18 protein-coding genes are annotated in these 23,746 nt (G+C 67.3%); 10 read left to right on the top strand and 8 right to left on the bottom strand.

Annotated elements, in window-relative coordinates; all coding sequences use genetic code 11:
* Window positions 1–170 precede the first annotated feature (170 nt).
* From prpC to LRX76_RS03590, 6 genes are all read left to right on the top strand, one after another.
* Entirely contained in the window at window positions 171–1,325 is a 1,155-nt protein-coding gene (gene prpC / locus LRX76_RS03615) for a 2-methylcitrate synthase (RefSeq protein ID WP_231802178.1), read from the top strand.
* Window positions 1,326–1,480: 155 nt separating this feature from the next.
* Window positions 1,481–4,102: a Fe/S-dependent 2-methylisocitrate dehydratase AcnD gene (gene acnD, locus LRX76_RS03610; RefSeq protein WP_231802176.1), complete on the top strand. Its 2,622-nt coding sequence runs from the start codon at window positions 1,481–1,483 to the stop codon at window positions 4,100–4,102.
* A 103-nt stretch (window positions 4,103–4,205) separates the two neighbouring features.
* Window positions 4,206–5,399, top strand: coding sequence for a 2-methylaconitate cis-trans isomerase PrpF (gene prpF, locus LRX76_RS03605; protein ID WP_231802174.1), 1,194 nt, complete (start codon window positions 4,206–4,208; stop codon window positions 5,397–5,399).
* Window positions 5,400–5,848: 449 nt separating this feature from the next.
* Window positions 5,849–7,306, top strand: a complete 1,458-nt coding sequence (locus tag LRX76_RS03600) for a bifunctional 2-methylcitrate dehydratase/aconitate hydratase (protein WP_231802172.1) — start codon at window positions 5,849–5,851, stop codon at window positions 7,304–7,306.
* A 292-nt stretch (window positions 7,307–7,598) separates the two neighbouring features.
* Entirely contained in the window at window positions 7,599–9,863 is a 2,265-nt protein-coding gene (locus LRX76_RS03595; protein ID WP_231802170.1) for a TonB-dependent receptor, read from the top strand.
* Between the two features lie 466 nt (window positions 9,864–10,329).
* Entirely contained in the window at window positions 10,330–11,295 is a 966-nt protein-coding gene (locus tag LRX76_RS03590) for a nucleoside hydrolase (protein ID WP_231802634.1), read from the top strand.
* A gap of 293 nt (window positions 11,296–11,588) precedes the next feature.
* Here the strand turns inward: LRX76_RS03590 and coaE are convergent, their stop codons facing one another.
* From coaE to LRX76_RS03565, 5 genes are all read right to left on the bottom strand, one after another.
* Window positions 11,589–12,230: a dephospho-CoA kinase gene (gene coaE / locus LRX76_RS03585; protein ID WP_231802168.1), complete on the bottom strand. Its 642-nt coding sequence runs from the start codon at window positions 12,228–12,230 to the stop codon at window positions 11,589–11,591.
* Window positions 12,231–12,240: 10 nt separating this feature from the next.
* A complete protein-coding gene (locus LRX76_RS03580) occupies window positions 12,241–12,543 on the bottom strand; it encodes a type II toxin-antitoxin system RelE/ParE family toxin (protein WP_231802166.1) in 303 nt (100 codons plus the stop codon).
* Entirely contained in the window at window positions 12,540–12,812 is a 273-nt protein-coding gene (locus LRX76_RS03575; protein WP_231802164.1) for a YlcI/YnfO family protein, read from the bottom strand. The genes LRX76_RS03580 and LRX76_RS03575 overlap by 4 nt, the downstream gene beginning before the upstream one ends.
* A gap of 86 nt (window positions 12,813–12,898) precedes the next feature.
* On the bottom strand, window positions 12,899–13,762 hold the full coding sequence (locus tag LRX76_RS03570) for an A24 family peptidase (RefSeq protein WP_231802162.1): 864 nt from the start codon (window positions 13,760–13,762) through the stop codon (window positions 12,899–12,901).
* A gap of 6 nt (window positions 13,763–13,768) precedes the next feature.
* Window positions 13,769–15,022, bottom strand: coding sequence for a type II secretion system F family protein (locus LRX76_RS03565; RefSeq protein ID WP_231802160.1), 1,254 nt, complete (start codon window positions 15,020–15,022; stop codon window positions 13,769–13,771).
* Window positions 15,023–15,612: 590 nt separating this feature from the next.
* Between LRX76_RS03565 and LRX76_RS03555 the strand changes: the two genes are divergently transcribed.
* Complete coding sequence (locus LRX76_RS03555; RefSeq protein ID WP_269450700.1) at window positions 15,613–16,059, top strand: pilin; 447 nt, start codon at window positions 15,613–15,615, stop codon at window positions 16,057–16,059.
* Window positions 16,060–16,248: 189 nt separating this feature from the next.
* Here the strand turns inward: LRX76_RS03555 and LRX76_RS03550 are convergent, their stop codons facing one another.
* Window positions 16,249–16,419 carry a PRC-barrel domain-containing protein gene (locus tag LRX76_RS03550; RefSeq protein WP_231802158.1) on the bottom strand — a complete coding sequence of 57 codons (171 nt, stop codon included), beginning with the start codon at window positions 16,417–16,419 and terminating at the stop codon, window positions 16,249–16,251.
* A 295-nt stretch (window positions 16,420–16,714) separates the two neighbouring features.
* Between LRX76_RS03550 and pilB the strand changes: the two genes are divergently transcribed.
* Together pilB and LRX76_RS03540 are read left to right on the top strand one after the other, a co-directional pair.
* Window positions 16,715–18,439 carry a type IV-A pilus assembly ATPase PilB gene (pilB, locus tag LRX76_RS03545; RefSeq protein ID WP_231802156.1) on the top strand — a complete coding sequence of 575 codons (1,725 nt, stop codon included), beginning with the start codon at window positions 16,715–16,717 and terminating at the stop codon, window positions 18,437–18,439.
* 235 nt (window positions 18,440–18,674) lie between these two features.
* Entirely contained in the window at window positions 18,675–19,067 is a 393-nt protein-coding gene (locus LRX76_RS03540; RefSeq protein WP_231802630.1) for a PRC-barrel domain-containing protein, read from the top strand.
* Between the two features lie 78 nt (window positions 19,068–19,145).
* On the opposite strand, the gene LRX76_RS03535 is transcribed toward LRX76_RS03540, so the two are convergent.
* Both LRX76_RS03535 and LRX76_RS03530 read right to left on the bottom strand, forming a co-directional pair.
* Window positions 19,146–20,531 (bottom strand): sigma-54 dependent transcriptional regulator, encoded by a 1,386-nt coding sequence (locus LRX76_RS03535; protein WP_231802154.1) that lies wholly within the window; start codon window positions 20,529–20,531, stop codon window positions 19,146–19,148.
* Between the two features lie 77 nt (window positions 20,532–20,608).
* Entirely contained in the window at window positions 20,609–22,225 is a 1,617-nt protein-coding gene (locus LRX76_RS03530; RefSeq protein ID WP_231802152.1) for an ATP-binding protein, read from the bottom strand.
* A gap of 340 nt (window positions 22,226–22,565) precedes the next feature.
* Here LRX76_RS03530 and sucC point away from each other — a divergent pair, with 340 nt between their 5' ends.
* Window positions 22,566–23,729, top strand: a complete 1,164-nt coding sequence (gene sucC / locus LRX76_RS03525; RefSeq protein ID WP_231802150.1) for an ADP-forming succinate--CoA ligase subunit beta — start codon at window positions 22,566–22,568, stop codon at window positions 23,727–23,729.
* The last annotated feature ends 17 nt before the right edge of the window (window positions 23,730–23,746 follow it).

Raw genomic sequence — 23,746 nt, 5'->3', positions numbered from 1 at the left:
CATCTCGTGATGGACAGGCATGCCGGTCGATTGCCGCGGCATGGCGGCAGCCCCGTAGGAGCGACTTCGGTCGCGATGGAGCTTTACCGGTGAAGTCCCATCGCGACCGAAGTCGCTCCTACGGAAGACATTGAACAGCGCCAGCAGCGAAACAACGGGAGGAAACCAAGATGAGCGAACCCACCACCACCGCCTTCAAGCCGAAGAAGTCCGTCGCCCTGTCCGGCACCGCCGCCGGCAACACCGCGCTGTGCACGGTCGGCCGCAGCGGCAACGACCTGCACTACCGCGGCTACGACATCCTCGACCTGGCTCGATCCAGCGAGTTCGAGGAGATCGCCTACCTGCTGGTGCACGGCAAGCTGCCCACCGATGCCGAGCTGCGCGGCTACAAGGCCAAGCTGAAGTCGCTGCGCGGCGTGCCGGCGGCGGTGAAGGCCGCGCTGGAGCAACTGCCGCCGTCGGCGCACCCGATGGACGTGATGCGCACCGGCGTGTCGGTGCTCGGCTGCGTGCAGCCGGAGAAGGACGACCACAACACGCCGGGCGCGCGCGACATCGCCGACAAGCTGATGGCCTCGCTCGGCTCGATGCTGCTGTACTGGTACCACTACAGCCACAACGGCCGGCGCATCGAGGTGGAGACCGACGACGACTCCATCGGCGGCCACTTCCTGCACCTGCTGCACGGCACCGAGCCGCGCGAGTCGTGGGTCAAGGCGATGCACACCAGCCTGATCCTGTACGCCGAGCACGAGTTCAACGCCTCCACCTTCGCCTGCCGCGTCGTCGCCGGCACCGGCAGCGACATGTACAGCGCCATCGCCGGCGGCATCGGCGCGCTGCGCGGGCCCAAGCATGGCGGCGCCAACGAGGTCGCCTTCGAGGTGCAGAAGCGCTACGACACGCCCGACGAGGCCGAGGCCGACATCAAGGCGCGGGTGGAGCGCAAGGAAGTGATCATCGGCTTCGGCCACCCGGTCTACACCGTGTCCGATCCGCGCAACCAGGTGATCAAGGAGGTGGCGCGCGAACTGTCCGACGAGGCCGGCAGCCGCAAGATGTACGACATCGCCGAGCGGCTGGAGAGCGTGATGTGGGACATCAAGAAGATGTTCCCCAACCTGGACTGGTTCAGCGCAGTCAGCTACCACATGATGGGCGTGCCCACGGCGATGTTCACCCCGCTGTTCGTGATCGCCCGCACCGCCGGCTGGAGCGCGCACATCATCGAGCAGCGCATCGACGGCAAGATCATCCGCCCCAGCGCCAACTACACCGGTCCGGAGGACCAGGCGTTCGTGCCGATCGACCGGCGCAAATAGGCAAGCCCAACCCTTCTCCCGCTTGCGGGAGAAGGTGCCCCGCAGGGGCGGATGAGGGTGCTCTTGCGCGCCTTCGGCGCGCCCCCATCCGCCTTCGGCACCTTCCCCCGCAAGCGGGGGAAGGGAAGCAGACTCTCCTTCCTGAAGCCGCCAGCATGAACAGCCAGCACCGCAAACCCCTTCCCGGCACCTCGCTCGACTGGTTCGATGCGCGTGCCGCCGTCGATGCCATCGCTCCCGGTACCTACCGGACGCTGCCGTACACCTCGCGTGTGCTGGCCGAGAACCTGGTGCGGCGCTGCGATCCGGCCACGCTCGATGCCTCGCTCAAGCAGCTGATCGAGCGCAGGCGCGATCTCGACTTCCCCTGGTTCCCGGCGCGGGTGGTGTGCCACGACATCCTCGGCCAGACCGCGCTGGTGGACCTGGCCGGGCTGCGCGACGCCATCGCCGAGCAAGGCGGCGACCCGGCGCAGATCAACCCGGTGGTGCCGGTGCAGCTGATCGTGGACCACTCGCTGGCGGTGGAATGCGGCGGCTACGATCCGGACGCGTTCGCCAGGAACCGCGCCATCGAGGACCGCCGCAACGCCGATCGTTTCCACTTCATCGAGTGGACCCGCGACGCGTTCAAGAACATGGACGTGATCCCGGCCGGCAACGGGATCATGCACCAGATCAACCTGGAGAAGATGAGCCCGGTGGTCTACGTCAAGGACGGCGTCGCCTTCCCCGATACCTGCGTGGGCACCGACAGCCACACCCCGCACGTGGACGCGCTGGGCGTGATCGCCGTGGGCGTGGGCGGGCTGGAAGCGGAGAACGTGATGCTCGGCCGCGCCTCGTGGATGCGCCTGCCGGACATCGTCGGCGTGCACCTGAGTGGCCAGCACCCGCCCGGCATCACCGCCACCGACATCGTGCTGGCGCTGACCGAGTTCCTGCGCAAGGAGAAGGTGGTCGGCGCGTGGCTGGAGTTCTTCGGCGAAGGCGCCGCCAGCCTGACCATCGGCGACCGCGCCACCATCTCCAACATGTGCCCGGAGTACGGCGCCACCGCCGCGCTGTTCCACATCGACGGCCAGACCCTGGACTACCTGCGCCTGACCGGGCGCGAGGAACAGCAGGTCAGGCTGGTGGAGACCTACGCCAAGGCCGCCGGCCTGTGGGCCGACGACCTGCAGGCTGCGCAGTACGAGCGCGTGCTGCACTTCGACCTGGGCAGCGTGGTGCGCAACATGGCCGGCCCGTCCAACCCGCACCGGCGCCTGCCGACCAGCGCGCTGGCCGAGCGCGGCATCGCCGACGAAGCCAAGCTCGATGCCGGCAAGGCCGAGGAGGCGCAGGGGCTGATGCCCGACGGCGCGGTGATCATCGCCGCGATCACCAGTTGCACCAACACCTCCAACCCGCGCAACGTGATCGCCGCCGCACTGCTGGCGCGCAACGCCAACGCGCGCGGGCTGACCCGCAAGCCGTGGGTGAAGACCTCGCTGGCGCCCGGCTCCAAGGCGGTGCAGCTGTACCTGGAGGAAGCCGGCCTGCTGCCCGAGCTGGAAAAGCTCGGCTTCGGCATCGTGGCGTTCGCCTGCACCACCTGCAACGGCATGAGCGGCGCGCTCGATCCGGCGATCCAGCAGGAGATCATCGACCGCGACCTGTACGCCACCGCGGTGCTGTCGGGCAACCGCAACTTCGACGGCCGCATCCACCCGTACGCCAGGCAGGCCTTCCTCGCCAGCCCGCCGCTGGTGATCGCCTACGCCATCGCCGGCACCGTGCGCTTCGACATCGAGCGCGACGTGCTCGGCACGGACACGGACGGCAACGATGTGCGGCTCAAGGACATCTGGCCCGACGATGCGGAGATCGACGCCATCGTCCGCGCCAGCGTCAAGCCCGAGCAGTTCCGCAAGGTGTACGGGCCGATGTTCGACGTGAAGGTCGAGCACGCCCGGGTCAGCCCGCTGTACGACTGGCGCGCGCAGAGCACCTACATCCGCCGCCCGCCGTACTGGGAGGGCGCGCTGGCCGGCGAGCGCCCGCTGCGCGGCATGCGCCCGCTGGCGGTGCTCGGCGACAACATCACCACCGACCACCTCTCGCCGTCCAACGCCATCATGGCCGCCAGCGCGGCCGGCGAGTACCTGGCGAAGATGGGCGTGCCGGAGGAGGACTTCAATTCCTACGCCACCCACCGCGGCGACCACCTCACCGCGCAGCGCGCCACCTTCGCCAACCCCAAGCTCGTCAACGAGATGGCGGTGGTGGACGGCGAGGTGCGGCAGGGCTCGCTCACCCGCCTGGAGCCGGACGGCACCGTGGTGCGCATGTGGGAGGCGATCAAGACCTACATGGAGCGCAGGCAGCCGCTGATCATCATCGCCGGCGCCGACTACGGCCAGGGCAGCTCGCGCGACTGGGCGGCCAAAGGCGTGCGCCTGGCCGGGGTGGAGGCGATCGTGGCCGAGGGCTTCGAGCGCATCCACCGCACCAACCTGATCGGCATGGGGGTGCTGCCGCTGCAGTTCCCGCTGGAAGTGGATCGCAAGGCGCTGGGCATCGACGGCAGCGAGACCTTCGACGTGGTCGGCGAGCGCACCCCGGGGGCGACGCTCACCCTGGTGATCCACCGCGCCAACGGCGAGGTGATCGAGACGCCGGTGCTGTGCCGGCTCGACTCGGACGAGGAAGTGGGCATCTACGAGGCCGGCGGCGTGCTGCAGCGCTTCGCGCAGGATTTCCTGGCGTCCGCGAAGGCGGAGGATGCGGCTTGAGCTGCTGCCTGCACCGGCGTGCCGCGTCGTCCGGTCGATGCCAGGCGTGGACGGCAAATATTGATGAGGGTCGGCGGCGGCCGACCCGAACCGGACCAATGAAATGACCTACCCAGCGCAGATCCGCATCCCCGCCACCTACATGCGCGGCGGAACCTCCAAGGGCGTGTTCTTTCGCCTGGAAGATTTGCCCGAGGCCGCGCGCGTACCCGGCAAGACACGCGACAGGCTGCTGCAGCGGGTGATCGGCTCGCCCGACCCCTACGGCAAGCAGACCGACGGCATGGGCGGGGCCACCTCGTCCACCAGCAAGTGCGTGATCGTCGCGCCGAGCGCGCAGCCCGGCCACGACATCGACTACCTGTACGGCCAGGTCAGCATCGACGAGGACTTCGTCGACTGGTCCGGCAACTGCGGCAACCTGAGCACCGCCGCCGGCGCGTTCGCGCTGCATGCCGGCTACGTGGACAAGGCGCGCGTGCCGGACAACGGCGTGGTGGTGGTGCGCATCTGGCAGGCCAACATCGGCAAGACCATCCTCGCCCACGTGCCGGTCACGGATGGGCGGGTGCAGGAGACGGGCGGCTTCGAGCTGGACGGGGTGACCTTCCCCGCCGCGGAGATCGTGCTGGAGTTCCTCGACCCGGCCGACGACGGCGAAGGCGAGGGTGGCGGCGCCATGTTCCCTACCGGGTACGTGGTGGACGCGCTCGATGTGCCCGGCGTCGGCACGCTCCAGGCCACGCTGATCACCGCCGGCATCCCGACCGTCTTCGTCGATGCCGCCGCCATCGGCTTCACCGGCACCGAACTGCAGCCGGCGGTCAACGGCGACCCGGCAGCGCTGGCGAAGCTGGAGGCGATCCGCGTGGCCGGCGCGCTGCGCATGGGCCTGATCGAGACGCCGGCGGAAGCGGCCACGCGCCAGCACACGCCCAAGGTGGCCTTCGCCGCGCCGGCGGGGGACTACGTGACCTCGGCCGGCAAGCCCGTCGCCGCCGGCGACATCGACCTGCTGGTGCGCGCCATGTCGATGGGCAAGCTGCACCACGCGATGATGGGCACCGCGTCGGTGGCCATCGCCACCGCGGCGGCGGTGCCGGGCACGCTGGTCAACCTCGCCGCTGGCGGAGGGCTGCGCGAGGCGGTGCGCTTCGGCCACCCGTCCGGCACGCTGCGCGTGGGCGCGGCGGTGAAGCAGGTGGATGGCGAATGGACCGTGGCCAAGGCAGTGATGAGCCGCAGCGCGCGCATCCTGATGGAAGGCTGGGTGCGCGTGCCGGGCGATATCTTTTGAGTGATCTGGTTGGCGTTGGGTGTCGGCGATCGAAGCCGCTCTCTTGGCGCTGTCTCGCCATCAAGAAAAGGAGTATGGGAAAGCCACCGCAGAAGCGCCCTCATCCGGCGCTGCGCGCCACCTTCTCCCGTGCACGGGAGAAGGGAGGCTCCGCAGTGATTCCAGATAACCGACTGCTGTTCCTTCTCCCGCGTGCGGGGGAAGGTGCCCGAAGGGCGGATGGGGGCAGCTTGGAGCATGGGAAAGCCACAGCAAAAGCTCCCCCATCCGGCGCTGCGCGCCACCTTCCCCCGCAAGCGGGAGAAGGGCACTGATATTCGACACCAGTCGGGTCATCATCCCGGCCGGGGCCCGCATATGCTGTCGGGACGGGACCCACACCATCCCAGCGGCTTCGGCGGCCAGGCAGCTTCCTTCCCGACGGCAACCCCTGCCACGAGGAACATCCCATGTCCGAATCCGTCGCCGCTTCCGCCCGCCGCCCCAAGCCCGACCAGGTGCTGGTCGACATCGCCGACTACGTCGCCAGCTACGACATCGGCTCCGAACTGGCCTACGACACCGCGCGCAACTGCCTGATCGACACCCTCGGCTGCGGCCTGGAGGCGCTGGAGTATCCCGCCTGCACCAAGCTGCTCGGCCCCGTCGTGCCCGGCACGGTGGTGCCCAACGGCGCCAAGGTGCCGGGCACCCAGTTCCAGCTCGATCCGGTCAAGGCCGCCTTCGACATCGGCGCGGCGATCCGCTGGCTGGACTTCAACGACACCTGGCTGGCGGCCGAATGGGGCCATCCTTCCGACAACCTCGGCGGCATCCTCGCCACCGCCGACTGGCTCAGCCGCAACAACGTCGCCGCCGGCCGCAGGCCGCTGACGATGAAGGCCGTGCTCACCGCGATGATCAAGGCGCACGAGATCCAGGGCTGCATCGCGCTGGAGAACTCGTTCAACAAGGTCGGCCTGGACCACGTGGTGCTGGTCAAGGTCGCCACCACCGCGGTGGTGGCGCAGATGCTCGGGCTGGGCCGCGAGGAGATCATCAACGCGGTGTCGCTGGCGTGGGTGGACGGGCAGGCCCTGCGCACCTACCGCCATGCGCCCAACACCGGCTCGCGCAAGAGCTGGGCCGCCGGTGACGCCACCAGCCGCGGCGTGCGCCTGGCGCTGATGGCGGCCAAGGGCGAGATGGGCTACCCGAGCGCGCTGACCGCCCGGACCTGGGGCTTCTACGACGTCTCGTTCAAGGGCAGGGCGTTCGCCTTCCAGCGCCCGTACGGCAGCTACGTGATGGAGAACGTGCTGTTCAAGATCAGCTACCCGGCCGAGTTCCACAGCCAGACCGCGGTGGAGGCGGCGATGACGCTGCATGGGCAACTGGCCAAGGCCGGCAGGCGGGTGGAGGAGATCAGCGCGATCACCATCCGCACCCACGAGGCCTGCATCCGCATCATCGACAAGCAGGGACCGCTGGACAATCCGGCCGACCGCGACCACTGCATCCAGTACATGGTCGCGGTGCCGCTGATCTTCGGCCGCCTGACCGCCGCCGACTACGAGGACGCGGTGGCCGCTGATCCGCGCATCGACACGCTGCGCGCGAAGATCGTCTGCGTCGAGGACCCGCAGTTCACCGCCGACTACCACGACCCGGACAAGCGCTCCATCGCCAACGCCCTGACCGTGGAATTCGACGACGGCACGGTGCTGCCCGAGGTGGTGGTCGAATACCCGATCGGCCACCGTCGCCGCCGCGAGGAAGGCATCCCGCTGCTGGAGGCCAAGTTCCGCACCAATCTGGCGCGTCGGTTCCCGGCCAGGCAGCAGCGGGCGATCCTGGACGTCTCCCTCGACCAGGGCAGGTTCGAGGCGACGCAGGTACATGAATACGTCGATCTATATGTGATCTGAGCGGGATCCAGCCGCCGATCTTCTCCCCCGGCAGGCGGGGGAGGCGGATACCGGCGGGGGACAAGGGATGCGCCGCCGGCGCCGGAAACGCCGTGTGCCGGCAGCCCGTTTCCGGGGCAAGTCTGCGCGATTGCACCAACGCAATGCAATGTCGCCCGGTGGCGTGGAATGCCCGTGCCGGCCTGCAGATGTCGGGCCATGTGGGTACTTGGCGTTAAGAAACTGTCATGTTGTACTGATACCGCATCGCAGCACCCGCCGTTCGGCCCCACCCCAACGCCAAGGTAAGACCATGACCGCAAGCAAGCCCCTGCGTGGAACGCTAGCCCTCGCCATCAACTCCGCCCTGCTGCTGGCCGCCTTCCACGCGCAGGCGCAGCAGGCATCGCCCGCTTCCCCGGACGTGGCCCGCCTGGATACCGTCACGGTCACCGCCGAGCGTCGCGCCGAGGATTCCAAGGATGTCCCGGTCTCCGCCTCGGTGCTGCGTCCGGAGTACCTGGACGCGATCGCCACCAGCGGTTCGGACGTGCGCGTGCTGGCCGGCAAGGTGCCCAGCCTGAACATCGAATCGTCCAACGGCCGCGTGTTCCCGCGCTTCTACATCCGCGGCTACGGCAACACCGACTACACCACCTATGCCTCGCAGCCGGTCTCGTTGATCTACGACGACGTGGTGCTGGAGAACGCCTTCCTGAAGGGCTTCCCGATGTTCGACCTGGCGGGCGTGGAGGTGCTGCGCGGCCCGCAGGGCACGCTGTTCGGGCGCAACACCCCGGCCGGCGTGGTCAAGTTCAACTCGGTCAGGCCGACCATCGGTGCCAGCGACGGCTATGCCGGACTGTCCTACGGCAGCTACGGCACCATGACCCTGGAAAGCGGCCTGAGCATCCCGATCAACGAGCAGTGGGCGGCGCGCCTGTCGGTGCTCGGCCAGCACCGCGACGACTGGGTCGACAACACCTACAACGGCAGTTCGCTGGAAGGCTACATGGACTCGGCGGCGCGGCTGCAGGTGCTGTTCCAGCCCGGCGATGACTTCAGCGCGCTGTTCAACGCCCACGCGCGCCGCCTCGACGGTACCGCCAGGCTGTTCCGCGCCAACATCTTCGAGGCCGGCAGCAACCAGCTGGTCGACGGCTTCGACCCGAAGAAGGTCTTCAACGACGGCCACAACGACCAGGAGCTGCGCACCTACGGCGGCAGCGCCAACCTGAGCTGGGACTTCGGCGAGCTGGCGCTGCATTCGATCACCGGCTACGAGGGCATCTCCACCTACTACAGCCGTGGCGACATCGACGGCGGCGTGGCCGGGGTGGGGCCCGGCACGATCCCGTACTCGTCCGAGACCGCCGGCGGCATCAAGTCGCTCGACCAGTGGACCCAGGAGCTGCGGCTGGAATCGCAGTACGACGGCCCGCTGAACTGGCAGGCCGGCCTGTTCTTCTTCCACGACAAGGTGCAGGGCGAGAGCTTCTCCTACAGCACCCCGGCCAGCCGCAGCCGCAGCGATTGGTACTTCTACGGGCTGACCGAGCAGAAGAACACGTCATGGGCCGGCTTCGGTTCGGTCAACTGGCAGGTCAGCGACCGTTTCAACGTGCGCGCCGGCCTGCGCTACACCTACGACAAGAAGACCTTCGACACCCTGGCCTGGGACAGCAAGGACAGCGTCGGCAACGTGACCTCGAACCTGGCGGCGCTCACCTATCCGGAAGGCAGGAAGATCGACGACTCGCAAATCAGCGGCGACGTCAGCGCCACCTATGCGCTGAGCCCGGACGTCAACCTGTACGCGCGCTATGCCCGCGGCTTCCGCGCCGGCAGCTTCTCCACGCCGTCGGAGTTCTCGCCGACGCTGACCAGCGTCGATCCGGAGAAGGTCGATTCCTACGAGCTCGGCATCAAGGCCGAGCTGTGGGATCGCCGCGCCCGGGTCGACTTCGACGTGTACTGGATGGACATCAAGGACCAGCAGCTGACCGCGGTCGGCGGCACCTCCAACGTGGTGCAGCTGATCAACGCCAGGAAGAGCGAGGCCTACGGTGCCGAGTTCAACTTCGAGGCGCTGCTGAGCGAGAACCTGCGCTTCACCCTCAACGGCAGCTACAACCACACCGAGCTCAAGGACCGCGACCTGTCGACGTCGACCTGCGGATCGGGGCTGTGCACCGTCACCGATCCGATCAACGCCGACGGCTACGCGATGCTGTACGGCAACCCGCTGCCGCAGGCCGCCAAGTGGATCGGCAACGCCACCCTGCGCTACGGCATCCCGGTCGGCGACGACGGCGAGGTGTTCTTCTACACCGACTGGTCCTATCGCAGCGAGGTCAACCTGTTCCTGTACGAGTCCAGGGAGTTCATCGGCCAGCCGCTGTTCGAGGGCGGCGCCAAGATCGGCTACAACTGGGCCGGCGGCGCCTACGAGGCCTCGGTGTTCTGCCGCAACTGCACCAACCAGATCCGAGCCACCGGTGCGATCGACTTCAACAACCTCACCGGCTTCATCAACGACCCGCGCATCGTCGGCGTGCAGTTCCGCGCCAACTTCTGACGCCGGTCGGGGGCAGGGAGGGCGTGCCTGCCATGCGCTGATCCTTCCCCCGTTCTCGGGGGAGAGAAGGTGCGTTCCCGCTTTGGGGGACGCATCTCTCCCCGCGAAGGCGCTGCCTGCAAGCGGCCCGGATTTCCGTTCCTCCACTTGCGGGAGCCCCCTCTTCCCTTCTCCCGCAGGCGGGCTGGGCACCGGGCACCCTCCGGGTGGAAGGTGCCGAAGGAGGATGGGGGCGCTTTCCGCATCGCCATCGGTATCCGCGGTTTGCCGACCAGGCACATGCCCTATCGGCCGGAGTTCGTGATGTGCGGTAGGACGTCGGTCTGTGGCGGCAGGTACTCCCGGAACCCGGTCCGTTACCGCCATGCCGGCTTTCCACGGCAAGCGACCCCTGCACACGCTTTCACTCTCACGGATAATCCCCGGCATTCCGCCGTGAGTGGCCCTACGACCTGAGGTCGAGTACATGCGTATCCGCGCAAGAGCGCTGTCGCTGGCAGCAGCATTGCTGGCGGCGGTACTGCCGCTGCACTCCGTCGCCCAGCCGGCCGACGGACAGAAGATCGTCGTCTCCACCGACATCGGCGACGACATCGACGACGCCTTCGCCCTGGGCCTGCTGCTCTCCAGTCCCGAATTCGAGGTGCTGGGCATCGCCTCCACCTGGGGTGACACCGCGTTGCGCGCCCGGCTGCTGCAGCGCCTGCTGGCGAACACCGGCCATGCCGGCATACCGCTGGCGATGGGCGTGCCGACACGCTCGGAGATTCCCTTCAGCCAGTCGCGCTGGGCCGGGCAGGGGAAGGCGGTCGACGGCCTGCCGGAGGCGGCCGACTTCATCCTCGCGCAGGCACGGCGCCACCCGGGGCAGGTCACGCTGCTGGCGCTGGGGCCGCTGACCGACGTGGCACGCGCGATCGAGCGCGATCCGCAGGCCTTCCGCCAGCTGCGGCAGGTGGTACTGATGGGCGGCTCCCTGCGCGCCGGCTACGGCAAGTCCGACTACCGGCCGCCGAACCCGCCCGCGCCGGAGTACAACATCCTTTCCGACATCGCCGCCGCGCGGAAGCTGTTTGCCTCCGGCGTGCCGATCGTGATGCTGCCGCTGGATGCCACCCAGGTCGGCCTGGAAGAGCCGCAGCGGGTGGCGCTGTTCGCCCACGGCAGCGCGATGACCGACGCGCTGGCGCAGCTCTACTACCAATGGCGCGATACCGACCAGCCCTGGGCCAGCGCCACGCCGACCGTTTTCGACGTGGTGCCCGTGGCCTGGCTGCTGGCGCCATCGTTGTGCCCGCTGCAGCCGGTCCGGATCGAAGTGGACGACCAAGGCTATACGCGTGAAACCCCGGGACAACCCAATGCGCGGGCCTGCCTGAAGCTTGACAAGCCGGCGCTGGTCGATTTCTACATGCGCCGGTTGCTGCGCTGAACGGGGACGGGCTTCTCCATGGCAGGAACGGCGCGTAGCCCGGGTAAGTGCAGCGCATCCGGGGGACAGGAGGGGGGGGCCTAGGCCTTGCCCGGGCCAGGTGGTCCTACGATGACATGGGGCGGGCGCTGGCCCGTCGCACGGCTTGCGTGCAACCGGCCCGCATGCCCCCAGCCTTGATCCAATCCGAACCTCGATCGTCCCTTGCGTGCGGTTGGTGCGTGACCTCGTCACCTCAACGGTCGCGGCAGACTCCGCTGCGGTGGGCCAAGGTCCACCCTATGCCCTGAATGCTACGCGGCAGGGTCTTGCGAGCTAAAAGCTGCCTTCGCCCGCGCCAGCTCGCGATACCGCGCATCCAGCTCCGCCACCGCAGCGTCCAGATGTGACGGGTGGCCATCGTTGACCACCACGTCGTCCGCCAGCGCCAGTCGTGTCGAGCGCTGCGCCTGCGCCGCGATCATGCGCTCGGCCAGCTCGGCGCTGATGCCGTCGCGCAGCACCAGCCGGGCGTGCTGTGCAGCCTCGGGCGCATCCACCACCAGGACGCGGTCGATCCACGGATACACCTGTCGTCCGCCGGCCTCGGCCAGCAGCGGGATCGCCGCGATGGCGTAGGGGCTACCGGCTGCCGCGCAGGCCTCGCGCAGAAGGGCGCGTATCGCCGGATGGGTGATCGCCTCCAACTGCCGCCGCGCCTCGTCGTCGGCAAACACGATCTCGCGCAGCGCACGCCGTTCCAGCGTGCCATCGGCCTGCAGCACCCGTGGCCCGAACACCTCGGCGATCCGCTCCAGCGCCGGGCCGGGCTCGACCACCCGGCGCGCGGCCAGGTCGGCGTCGGCCACGCCGATACCCAAGGCCTCGAAGCGGCGGCTGACCTCGCTCTTGCCCGAGGCCACGCCGCCGGTCAGGCCGATGATGAAATCGCTCATGGTGAAAGCATCAGTGACAATCCTCTTCGCGTTGGTGCCGGACAGCCAGGAGGGTCACCGTGTCCCCGTTCTCGATCTCGAACAGAGCGACATAGCCGGAGGCACCATGTCCTATGACCAGTTCGCGCAGGAACGGATCACCCTGACCGGCCTTGCGGCAGCTGAAAGGAGAGAACGCCAGTAGTTCCAGGGCATGCCGAATGGCGGCCAGCGCATCCAAGGCAGCGGCGATGCCCGAACGTTCGAGCAGGAAATCGAAGAGCCTGAGCAGATCGTCTTCGGCTTCTTCCGTGAAGCGGACACGATAGCTCATTCGTCGGCCTGTTCCTTGGCGATGCGAATCCGGGCTTCGAGCTTTTCCAGCACCTGGGACACGTCTGCATAACGTCCATGCCGTCGTGCCGATGCCCTGGAGGCCAGTCCACGGGCAACGAATTCGGCCTGCAATCGCCTGTGGGCGATTTCGCTACGGATGGATTGCTCCACGAAGCCGGACAGGCTTTCGCCCTCTTCGAGCACCTGTTCGGCTGAACGCCGGAGCTCAGGGTTCACCCTTACGGGAGGAAAGGTCGCGCTCTTCATGCAGCCACCATTGCGTTGCATATGTGATGCAATGGTGGTGCCTGTGGAGAAGCGTTGCAAGGGGGGCCCAGGGGGACGGCAGCCTCCTATCGCAGCCCGGCAATCCGCATGTAGCCACCGATCAGCTGCTCGCCCCAGAAGAACACGATCCAGCCGGCGACGGCCAGGTACGGGCCGAACGGAATCGGCGTGGCACGGTCGCGGCCCTTGGCCGCCAGCCAGATCGAGCCCAGGATCGCGCCTACCAGCGAGGAGATCAGGATGATCGGCAGCACCCCGTGCCAGCCGCACCAGGCGCCCAGCGCCGCCAGCAGCTTGAAGTCGCCGTGGCCCATGCCTTCCTTGCCGGTGATCTGCTTGAACAGCCACCACACCGACCACAGCACCACGTAGCCCAGCGCGGCGCCGATCAGCGCCTGCTTGGCCGGCATGTACAGGCTGTCCATCGAGCCGAGCAGGCCCAGCCACATCAGCGGCAGGGTCAACTGGTCGGGCAGCAGCCGCGTTCGCAGGTCGATGCCCGCCAGCGCGATCAGGAAGCAGCTGAATACGATCGCGCCGAAGCCCTGCCAGCCGAAGCCGAAGCGCCACACGCTGGCGGTCACCAGCAGTGCGGTCAGCAATTCGACCAGCGGGTACTGGATCGAGATCGGCGCGCCGCAGTGGCGGCACTTGCCGCCCTGGATGACCCAGCTGAGCAGCGGGATGTTCTCGTACCAGGCCAGTTTGTGCTTGCAGTGCGGACAGTGCGAAGGCTCCACCACGATGCCCGGCGGCGCCGGCTCGTACAGGTCCGGCTCCTCTAGGATCTCGCGCGCGTCGCGCTTCCACTGCCACTCCATGCGCCTGGGCAGGCGCAGGATCACCACGTTGAGGAAGCTGCCCAGCAGCAGCCCAAGCCCGGCGGCGGCGGGGTAGCCGAGGCCGGGATGCTGGTCGAGAAATGCCATGCCCTATTAAACCACCGATGCCAGCTTGAAGATCGGCAGGTACATGCCGATGACCATGCCGCCGACGACCACGCCGATGAAGATCATGATCAGCGGCTCCAGCAGGCTGCTCAGCGCATCGACGGCATTGTTGACCTCCAGCTCGTAGTACTCGGCCACCTTGAACAGCATGCCGTCCAGCGCGCCGGCCTCCTCGCCGATGGCGGTCATCTGGATCACCATGTGCGGGAACAGGTTGACCTGCTTCATCGCCATGTTGACCGGGTAGCCCACCGACACGTCGTCGCGCATCCGCAGCACGGATTCCTCGTAGATCTTGTTGCCGGTGGCGCCGGCGACGATGCCCAATGCCTCCACCAGCGGCACGCCGGCCTTGAAGGTCACCGCCAGCGTCCGCGAGAACCGCGCGATCGAGCTGTTGTGCATGATCTGGCCGAGCACCGGAACCTTCAGGATCAGCCGGTCCATTGCATGCTGCATGCGCGGCGAGCGCTTGTAGGCAAAGACGAAGCCGAACAGGCTGCCCGCGACGACGAGCAGCATCAGCCACCACCACGACACCATGAAGCGCGATGCGGCCACGATCATCTGGGTGAAGGCGGGCAGCTCGGCACCGAAGCCCTTGAACACGTCCTCGAACTGCGGCACGACATAGATGAGCAGGATCGAGCTGACGATCAGTGCGACGGCGATCACCATGGCCGGGTAGAACAGCGCCTTCCTGATCTTGCCCTTCAGCGCCTCTATGTTCTCCTTGTAGCTGGCGATGGTCTCCAGCACCGTTTCCAGCACGCCGGCGCCTTCGCCGGCCTTGACCAGGTTGCGGTAAAGCTCGTCGAACTGCACCGGGTGCTGGCTGATGGCCTCGTACAGCGACGAACCGCCCTCGATGTCGGCGCGGACCTGGTTGACCATCTTCTTCATGCGCGGGTTCTTGTGCCCGCTGGCGATGATTTCCAGTGCGCCCACGATCGGCACGCCGGATTTCATCATCGTCGCCATCTGCCGGCTGAAGAACGCGATGTCCTTGGGCGTGACCTTGCTGCCGGCCGAGCCGAACAGCGGCTTGGGCTTGGGCTTGACCACCGTGGGCGTGATGCCCTGCTTGCGCAGCTCCGCGCGCAGGAAGTTGGCGTTGCGGGCGGTCTGCTCGCCCTTCATCTTGATGCCGCGCTTGTCGGTTCCCTCCCAGACGAACGTCTGCAACGGGTTGGCATCGCGGGACGCCGGATTCTTGATCGCGCTACGGGCTACGGACATGCGTTGGGCTCCCCATCCGGCCTCCCCAGGCCGGAGCTGGTCCGCATGGTAGCCGGTTTCCCGGCGGTCACGCATGCGGTTGACCGCCAAGCGGGGCCGCGGTCACGTTTGGTGGATATGCATGTGGAATACGTAGGTCGCCCCGCGCGGCAGACGCGTGCGGTGCCGGGGCTCGCGGAGGCGTCGGGGCATGTCTGAGCCCGGAGGGACCCACAGGGCTGGCCTTGGCCCGCCGTTGCACGGAGTGCAGTGGCACGTCAGCGATGGACTTCAGTCCGCCCTATGTTCTGCCTTCGGTCCTCTCGGATTGCGGAGCGTCGGAGACGTGTCCTCAGCCTGTGGTCTGCCGCTAAGTGACAAAAAGTGACGCAAGACGTCCGCCCGCCAAATCCATGGCAGATGAGGTATCGAAGGCTTCCATTCCCCCGCATTGCTGCCATCATGCTCACTGGGGAGTCTAGGAAAGCGTGCCAACAATCTGGCACGCGACCTGCTTGAACCTTCCTGTAAGTGGCACCGGACCGCGCGTCGCTGGGGCGATTGCTGACCGGGTGGCTTGAGTTTTCCATCAACCTCTAGGGGATGTAGAAATGAAGAAGCAGCAGGGTTTTACGCTGATTGAATTGATGATCGTGGTCGCGATTATTGCCATTTTGGCAGCTATTGCGTTGCCGGCTTATAGTGACTACACGAAAAAAGCTAAGGTGTCGGAGGTGATCTTGGCTGCATCGGCCTCGCGTACCGCTATTTCTGAGTACGTATCTAGCAATGGTGAATTGCCTGATTCAACGTGGGAGCCGGCCAGTGTGGCGACGCAGTATGTTAGTGGCGTGACTTGGGATGGCAGCAAAATCACTGCTACTGCCACAAATATCGCAACTGGAATTGATGGCGAAACTATTACGCTTACGCCGGCCGCTCCGGTTGACGGAGTCATTGCTAGCTGGGGATGTGGTGGCTCGATCCCGGCACAGTTCCGGCCGGGTAGCTGCCAGGCCGCTGCTGGCGCAGTAACGCCCGAGCCGACCGATCCGTAATCTGTAATAACGGGGTCAGATTCACTTACCTGATTCTGCTCTGACCCGCCGTAGCCAACGACAAGCCCGCTTTCCGGCGGGCTTGTCGCTTTCCATTGTGGTACTTGGGGTCTCATGAGCACGGGGCGTGGCCCGGACTTGCGACCGATCTGCGCGAGGGACCAAACAAAAGGGGCCCATAGGGGGCCTTCATACCTGCCGTGCTGCGGCACCGACGATGGCATAGGACACCGACCGCTCCGGTGTAACGATGATGTCCTCTACGGTACCGATCTTCTCCATTTTCTCGTTATAGACGGTCTTGCCGACAACCTGCTTCTTGACGCTCCAGCCGGCTGCGACCGCCTTCAGTTCGGTCACCGACTGCTGGAGCTTGCCACCCTGTGCGAACGCCGCGTGCGAGCCGGATGCCTCGACCAGGGCGGCGAGTACGAGGTTGAGGATCTTTCTCGATAAGACGAACAGGGGATTTCTCCCTGGGGATGGAAAGCGGGGGGGGTCCGTAATTGACTTCGATGCTCTGTTCTGTATGGCCGTAGCATCGTGACTTCGTAGTGGCGACGGCGCCCTTCCGGGGCAGGTGCCTCTGGCGAGGCTACCAAACGAACGGCACTAGGTTGCGGTATCTTTGCTCCGCTCTCTGGGGACGTTCCGCATGAACGCTGTCGCTTCCGCCAACCTGGTTGGCATCACCGGTATTGCCCGCCGCCTGGTGCAGGACGGGGCACTCGACGAGTCCGCGGCCCGGGGGGCCATGGCCGATGCGGCCGCGGCCAGGGTGCCGCTGCCGCAGTGGTTCACCGAGAAGAAGCTGGTCAGCGCGGCGCAGCTGGCGGCGGCCAATGCGATCGAGTTCGGCATGCCGCTGCTGGACGTGTCGGCGTTCGATGCCGGCCAGAACGCAATCCGCCTGGTCAGCGAGGAGCTGCTGCGCAAGCACCAGGTGCTGCCGCTGTTCAAGCGCGGCGGGCGGCTGTTCGTCGGCACCAGCGATCCCACGCGTTCGCTGGACGAGATCAAATTCCATACCAATCTAGCGGTCGAGCCGATCCTGGTGGACGAGGACCAGATCCGGCGCACGCTGGACCTGTGGCTGGCGAGCAGCACGTCGCTGGGCGACAGCCTCGGGGGCGACGACGAGGGGCTGGAGAACCTGGAGACGTCCGCGGGCGACGAGGACGGCGGAACCGATTCCGGCGTGGACGCCAAGGGCGACGACACGCCGGTGGTGAAGTTCGTCAACAAGGTGCTGGTGGATGCGATCCGCAAGGGCGCCTCGGACATCCATTTCGAGCCGTACGAGGACGACTACCGGGTGCGCCTGCGCATCGATGGCCTGCTCAAGCAGGTCGCCAAGGCGCCGGTCAAGCTCAACCAGCGCATCGCCGCACGCCTGAAGGTGATGGCGCAGCTGGACATCGCCGAGAAGAGGGTGCCGCAGGACGGGCGCATCAAGCTCAACCTGTCCAAGTCCAGGCAGATCGACTTCCGCGTGAGCACGCTGCCGACGCTGTTCGGCGAGAAGATCGTGCTGCGCATCCTCGACGGCAGCGCGGCCCGGCTGGGCATCGACAAGCTCGGCTACGAGCCGGACCAGCAGAAGCTGTTCCTCGACGCCATCCACAAGCCCTACGGCATGGTGCTGGTGACGGGCCCCACCGGTTCGGGCAAGACCGTGTCGCTGTACACCGCGCTGGGCATCCTCAACGACGACACGCGCAACATCTCCACGGCCGAGGATCCGGTGGAAATCCGCCTGCCGGGCGTCAACCAGGTGCAGCAGAACGTCAAGCGCGGCATGACCTTCGCCGCGGCGCTGCGCTCGTTCCTGCGACAGGACCCGGACATCATCATGGTCGGCGAGATCCGCGACCTCGAGACCGCCGAGATCGCCATCAAGGCGGCGCAGACCGGCCACATGGTGCTGTCCACGCTGCACACCAACGACGCGCCGCAGACCATCGCGCGACTGATGAACATGGGCATCGCTCCGTACAACATCACCTCGTCGGTGACGCTGGTGATCGCCCAGCGGCTGGCGCGGCGGCTGTGCGGCCGCTGCAAGCGGCCGGTGCACCTGCCCGGGCACGCGCTGCTGGCCGAGGGCTTCACCCAGGCCCAGCTCGATGCCGGCATCGAGCTGTACGAGCCGGTGGGCTGCGACGAATGCACCGAGGGCTACAAGGGCCGCACCGGCATCTACCAGGTGATGCCGATGACCGACGAGATCGCCGAGATCGTGCTGGAGGGCGGCAACGCCCTGCAGATCGCCGAGGCGGCGCGGCGGATCGGCGTGAAGGACCTGCGCCAGTCGGCGCTGATCAAGGCAGCGCACGGTATCACCGGCCTGGCCGAGATCAACCGCGTCACCAAGGATTAGCCGGCCCATGGCTGGGGGGCGTGCCCACGGCCCGCCTGCCACGCCGGTGCACACGCACCGTATCCGGTTCGCTACCGCGGTCGACGGCGCGGTGGCGGACGCGGCGCATTGAGGTTCCATCTGCCCTAATCGATCACCGTCCTCTCACGGTGCAGCGACTAGCGTGCCGCTGTCGGCGGGAGATCCGATTCCGGCCGGCAAACACAGACACGACAAGGAGATGGACGTGAAAAGCATGCTGAAGAAGCTGGCCCCCGTGGCGTTGGCCCTGGCTGCCGCCGGTGCGGTCGGCGCGGCCGGTGCGCAGGTGGCCGGTTCGACCACGGTGGGCGTATCCGTGGAAGAGCTGCGTACGGTCGCGGTGGGCTGGAGTGCCAAGAAGAACATCCTCGGCAAGACGGTCTACAACGAAGCCAAGGAAAAGGTGGGCACCGTCGACGACATCATCGTCACGCCGGACAGCTCGGTGTCCTACGCGATCGTCGGTGCCGGCGGTTTCGTCGGCCTGGGACGCCACAACGTGGCCGTGCCGGTCAGGCAGTTCCGCCTGCAGGGCCAGGACTTCGTGCTGCCGGGCGCGACCAAGGATGCGATCAAGGCATTGCCCGAGTTCCAGTACAGCAAGTAGTGCCAACCGGTACGTATGCAGGAGCCCGCGACCTTCCGGTGCGCGGGCTTTTGTTTGTCGGCATCATGCCGGTAACGGCTACTCCATCCCCAGCTTCTTGAGCTTGTAGCGCAGCGCGCGGAAGGTGATGCCGAGCTTGGCGGCGGTCCGGGTCTTGTTCCAGCGGTTCTCTTCCAGCGCCTTCTGGATCGCGGCGCGCTCCATCTGCTCGATGTAGGAAGGAAGTGCGGTCGATTTCGGATCGATGTCGTGCACCGCTTCCGCGGCCGCGGCGGGTTCTGCGGGCGCGGCCCGGGTCGCCGCGCTCCGCGGCAGGCGCAGGTCGTCGGCGCCGATCTGGTCGTCCTCGGCCAGCGCGAGGGCGCGCTCGAGCACGTTCTCCAGTTCGCGCACGTTGCCGGGAAAGCCGTAGTGTTCCAGGGCGTCCAGCGCCGACGGCGACAGCAGCGGGATCGGCCGTCCCTGGCTGCGTGCCAGCCGTGCCAGGATCGCGGCGGCGAGCCGTGGCAGGTCGCTGCCGCGCTCGCGCAGCGGCGGTACGCGCAGTTCGATGACGTTGATGCGGTAGTAAAGGTCGTGGCGGAAACGGTTGTCCTCGACCAGGTCGGCCAGGTTCTTGTGGGTGGCCGAGAGGATGCGCACGTCCACCGGCACCTCCGTGGCCGCGCCCACCGGGCGCACCGACTTCTCCTGGATCGCGCGCAGCAGCTTCACCTGCATCTGCAGCGGCAGCTCGGCTACCTCGTCCAGGAAAAGGGTGCCGCCGGTGGCCGCCTGGAACAGGCCCGGCTTGTCGGCGTGGGCACCGGTGAAGCTGCCCTTCCTGTGGCCGAAGAACTCGCTTTCCATCAATTCGGAGGGAATGGCCCCGCAGTTCACCGGCACGAACGGCCCGGCGCTGCGCGCGCTCTGCTCGTGGATGGTGCGGGCCACCAGTTCCTTGCCGACGCCGGATTCGCCGAGGATGTACACCGGGGCCTGGCTGCGCGCGACCTTGGCGATCAGGGCGCGCAGCTCGGCCATCGGCTGCGAGTCGCCGAGCAGGCGGCTGGACTGTTCCGGCGGCGGCGGTGGCGGTGCCGGACGCTCGGTGTTGTTGAGTTCCAGCGCGTGGCGTACCAGCCCGCGCAGCACCGCGATGTCCACCGGCTTGCTGACCACATCGAAGGCGCCGGCCTTCAGCGCTTCCACCGCCAGGTCCATGCTGCCGAAGGCGGTGATCATCGCCACCGGGGTGTTGGGGTGGTTGCGGTTGATCTCGCTGATCAGCTCGATGCCGTTGCCGTCGGGCAGGCGCATGTCGGTGATGCACAGGTCGTAGCTGTTGCTCGCCAGCAGTTCGCGCGCCTCGGTGAGATTGGCGGCGGTGTTGATGCGAAGCCCCATCCGTCCCAGGGTCAGCACCAGCAGCTCACGGATGTCGCGCTCGTCATCGACTATGAGGGCTGTGCGATGTTCGTTCATGAGCCGGGAAGATAGCCGAGCCTGAACGATTGTGACAGTTCGCAGGTGACGGTTTGTGACGCCGGACGCCGGTTTTTTCAGTGCGGCCGCAGGCCATTCGGGGCCGGCAGCGTGATGCGGAAGCAGGCGCCGCCGGTGGGTGCGCCGACGTATTCCAGCTGCGCCTGGTTGGCGCGGCAGAGCTCGTGGGCGATGTAGAGTCCCAACCCGGTGCCGTGCTCGGACGTGGTGAAGAACGGGCGAAACAGCTGCGAGGCCACCGCTTCCGGGATGCCGGGGCCGCGGTCGGCCACCTCGAGGACGGGATGCCGTTCGAGCGTGGCCACCCGCAGCCTGACCTGCGCCGGGGTGTCCGGGGTGCGGCCGTACTTGAGCGCGTTGTGCACCAGGGCGGTGAGTATCTGTTGCAGGTGGCGCGGGTCCACCAGTGCCGCCATTTCGTCGGCATCGGCGCTCATCTCCAGGCTGTCGGTCTCGATCGACAGGGTGAGCCGGTACTCGTCCACGAACCGGCGGGCGAAGGCGACCAGTTCCAGGTTCTCGGGATTGGCGCGCTCGCGCCGGGCCAGACCGAGCACGCTCTCGACGATGCCGTTGGTGCGCTGGCACTGTTGGTGGATGATCTGCAGCAGGCGCCGGTCGGTTTCGTCGATGCCCCGCGACTCCTGCAGCAACTGCGCGGCATAGTTGATCGCCGCCAGCGGATTGCGGATCTCGTGCGCCAGGCTAGCCGAGAACCGCCCCAGCGTGGACAGGGTGAGCGATTCGGCGCGCCGCGAGACCACCGTGGCATCGTCCAGGAACACCAGCGTCAGCTCGCCGTCGGCCAGCAGGCGGGCGAAGCGGGGCTGGATATCCGGCTGGCCCGGGGACAGTTGCAGCGGCGTTTTCTCGCCCTCCCAGCCCTTGCGCCAGCGCTGCAGCCGCCGCGCCAGTTGCGGTGCGACGGCGCCCAGTTCGCGGGTTCCGCTGGCGACGGTGCCGCCGTCCTCGCCGAGGATCGCCGTCGCCGCCTCGTTGGCCAGGGTGATGCGGTCGTGGGCGTCGACCACGAGCACGCCGGTACGCATGCGGCGGATGATCAGCTCGTTGATCTCCGACAGGTTGGCGACCTCGGCGCCGCGGCGTTCGGCCAGGGCCTGGTTGGTGCGTGCGCGCACGCCGATCTGGTAGCAGATGTAGGCCACCGCGAGGTAGCTGGTGGCGAACATCGCCAGTTCCGCCAGCGAGCGCACGGTGTCGCCGCCGTCCAGCATCGTCCACAGGTACTCGAGCACGATCGCGATGCCGGCGGTGACCGCGATCGCCATGCCGTAGCGCAGCGCCAGCAGCATCGAGGCCGCCGCGACATTGAACAGCAGCATCATCGCGATGCCGGCGCTGGCGCCGGGCATGGCGTGGGTGGCCAGCACCGCGACCAGGATGTCGGCCGGCACGCTGGACAGGATGATCGGCTTGAGCCAGCGCTCGTTGCGGCCCCACAACAGCAGCAGCGCCGCCAGCACCAGGTAGCCGGCCGCCACCGCGCCGGCCAGCTGCGGGAAACGCGGCTCGCCCACCGTCACCGCCAGCGGGCTGAACACCAGGGCGGCGATGAGCCCGGCTACCAGCACCCGGTACAGGGCGAAGAAATACAGTTCGCGATGCGGGACCGAGCGGATGCGGTGGACGAACGGGACGTTGGCGGGCGACACCGGCTTCCCCGAGGGTGACGAGGCGCAAGTATAAGAGTGCCGTCCCCGCCGCCGCGTCTTCGCATGGGGCGAGGGGCACCGGAAGCCGCGGACGAGGCCAGGGGTGCGGCGACTTGTCGCACTTTGCGGCTTTTGGCGGCGCCGGGCGCAGCCGCGGTGCAATGGACGTCCCGGGAGCGGTGTAGCGGGCCTGCCTGCGTCGCTTTGTCGCTGGCAAGGGGTTTTGCGCCAGGGGGCTGCGTCGGCGACAATGAGTGGCCCGCCCGTGCACCTGGGCAGCCCCCGGACCGGCGGCTGTCTGAAAAACGGAGCGTTCGTTCCCTATTTCCCACGGTGACGCATGAATTTTCACGAATACCAGGCGAAACAGCTTTTTGCCGACTACGGCATCCCGGTTCCGGCCGGACAGGTAGCCTCCACGACCGAGGAAGCCGTCAAGGCGGCCAATGCACTGGGCCAGGGCCCGTGGATGGTCAAGGCGCAGATCCACGCTGGCGGCCGCGGCAAGTCCGGCGGCGTCAAGTTCTGCAAGACCATCGATGACGTGAAGACCGCCGCCGATGCCATGCTCGGCAAGAAGATGGCCACCTACCAGACCGCCGGCGTCGAGCTGCCGATCAACCTGGTGCTGGTGACCGAGGCCAGCGAGATCGCCAAGGAGCTGTACCTGTCCGTCCTGGTCGATCGCGGCACCCGGACCATCACCTTCATCGCCTCGTCCGAGGGCGGCGTGGAGATCGAGAAGGTCGCCGCCGAGACTCCCGACAAGATCCAGACCCTGAACGTGGATTTCGTCGAGGGTTTCCAGGCCTACCAGGGCCGCGAGATCGGCTTCAAGCTCGGCCTGACCGCCAAGCAGGCCAACCAGCTGGCCAAGCTGATGGGCGGGCTGTACAAGCTGTTCAACGAGAAGGACCTGTCGCTGGTGGAGCTGAACCCGCTGGCGATCCTCGGTGACGGCAACCTGGCCGCGCTGGACGGCAAGATCAATTCCGACGACAACGCCGCGTTCCGCCACAAGGACCTGGTCGCCATGCGCGACACCACGCAGGAAGACGCGGCCGAGGTGCTGGCGTCCGAGCACGACCTGAACTACGTGACCATGGACGGCGACATCGGCTGCATGGTCAACGGCGCCGGCCTGGCGATGGCGACCATGGACGTGATCAAGCTCAACGGCGGCGAGCCGGCGAACTTCCTCGACGTCGGCGGCGGCGCCACCAAGGAGCGCGTGACCACCGCGTTCAAGCTGATCCTGTCCTCGGACAAGGTCAAGGCCATCTTCGTCAACATCTTCGGTGGCATCGTCCGCTGCGACATGATCGCCGAGGGCATCGTCGCCGCGGTCAAGGAAGTGGGCGTCAAGGTCCCGGTGGTGGTGCGGTTGGAAGGCACCAACGTCGAGGCCGGCAAGAAGCTGCTGGCCGAGTCCGGCCTGGCCCTCATCCCGGCCGACGACATCAACGACGGTGCCAAGAAGGCCGTCGCCGCCGTCGCCGCCTGAGCCCACACGAAACCTAG

Origin of the sequence: Stenotrophomonas sp. MMGLT7, assembly GCF_021168555.1 — a bacterium.
Lineage (GTDB): Bacteria > Pseudomonadota > Gammaproteobacteria > Xanthomonadales > Xanthomonadaceae > MMGLT7.
Note: the sequence above shows the minus strand (reverse complement) of the source record. Positions and strands in the feature narration are given on the sequence as shown.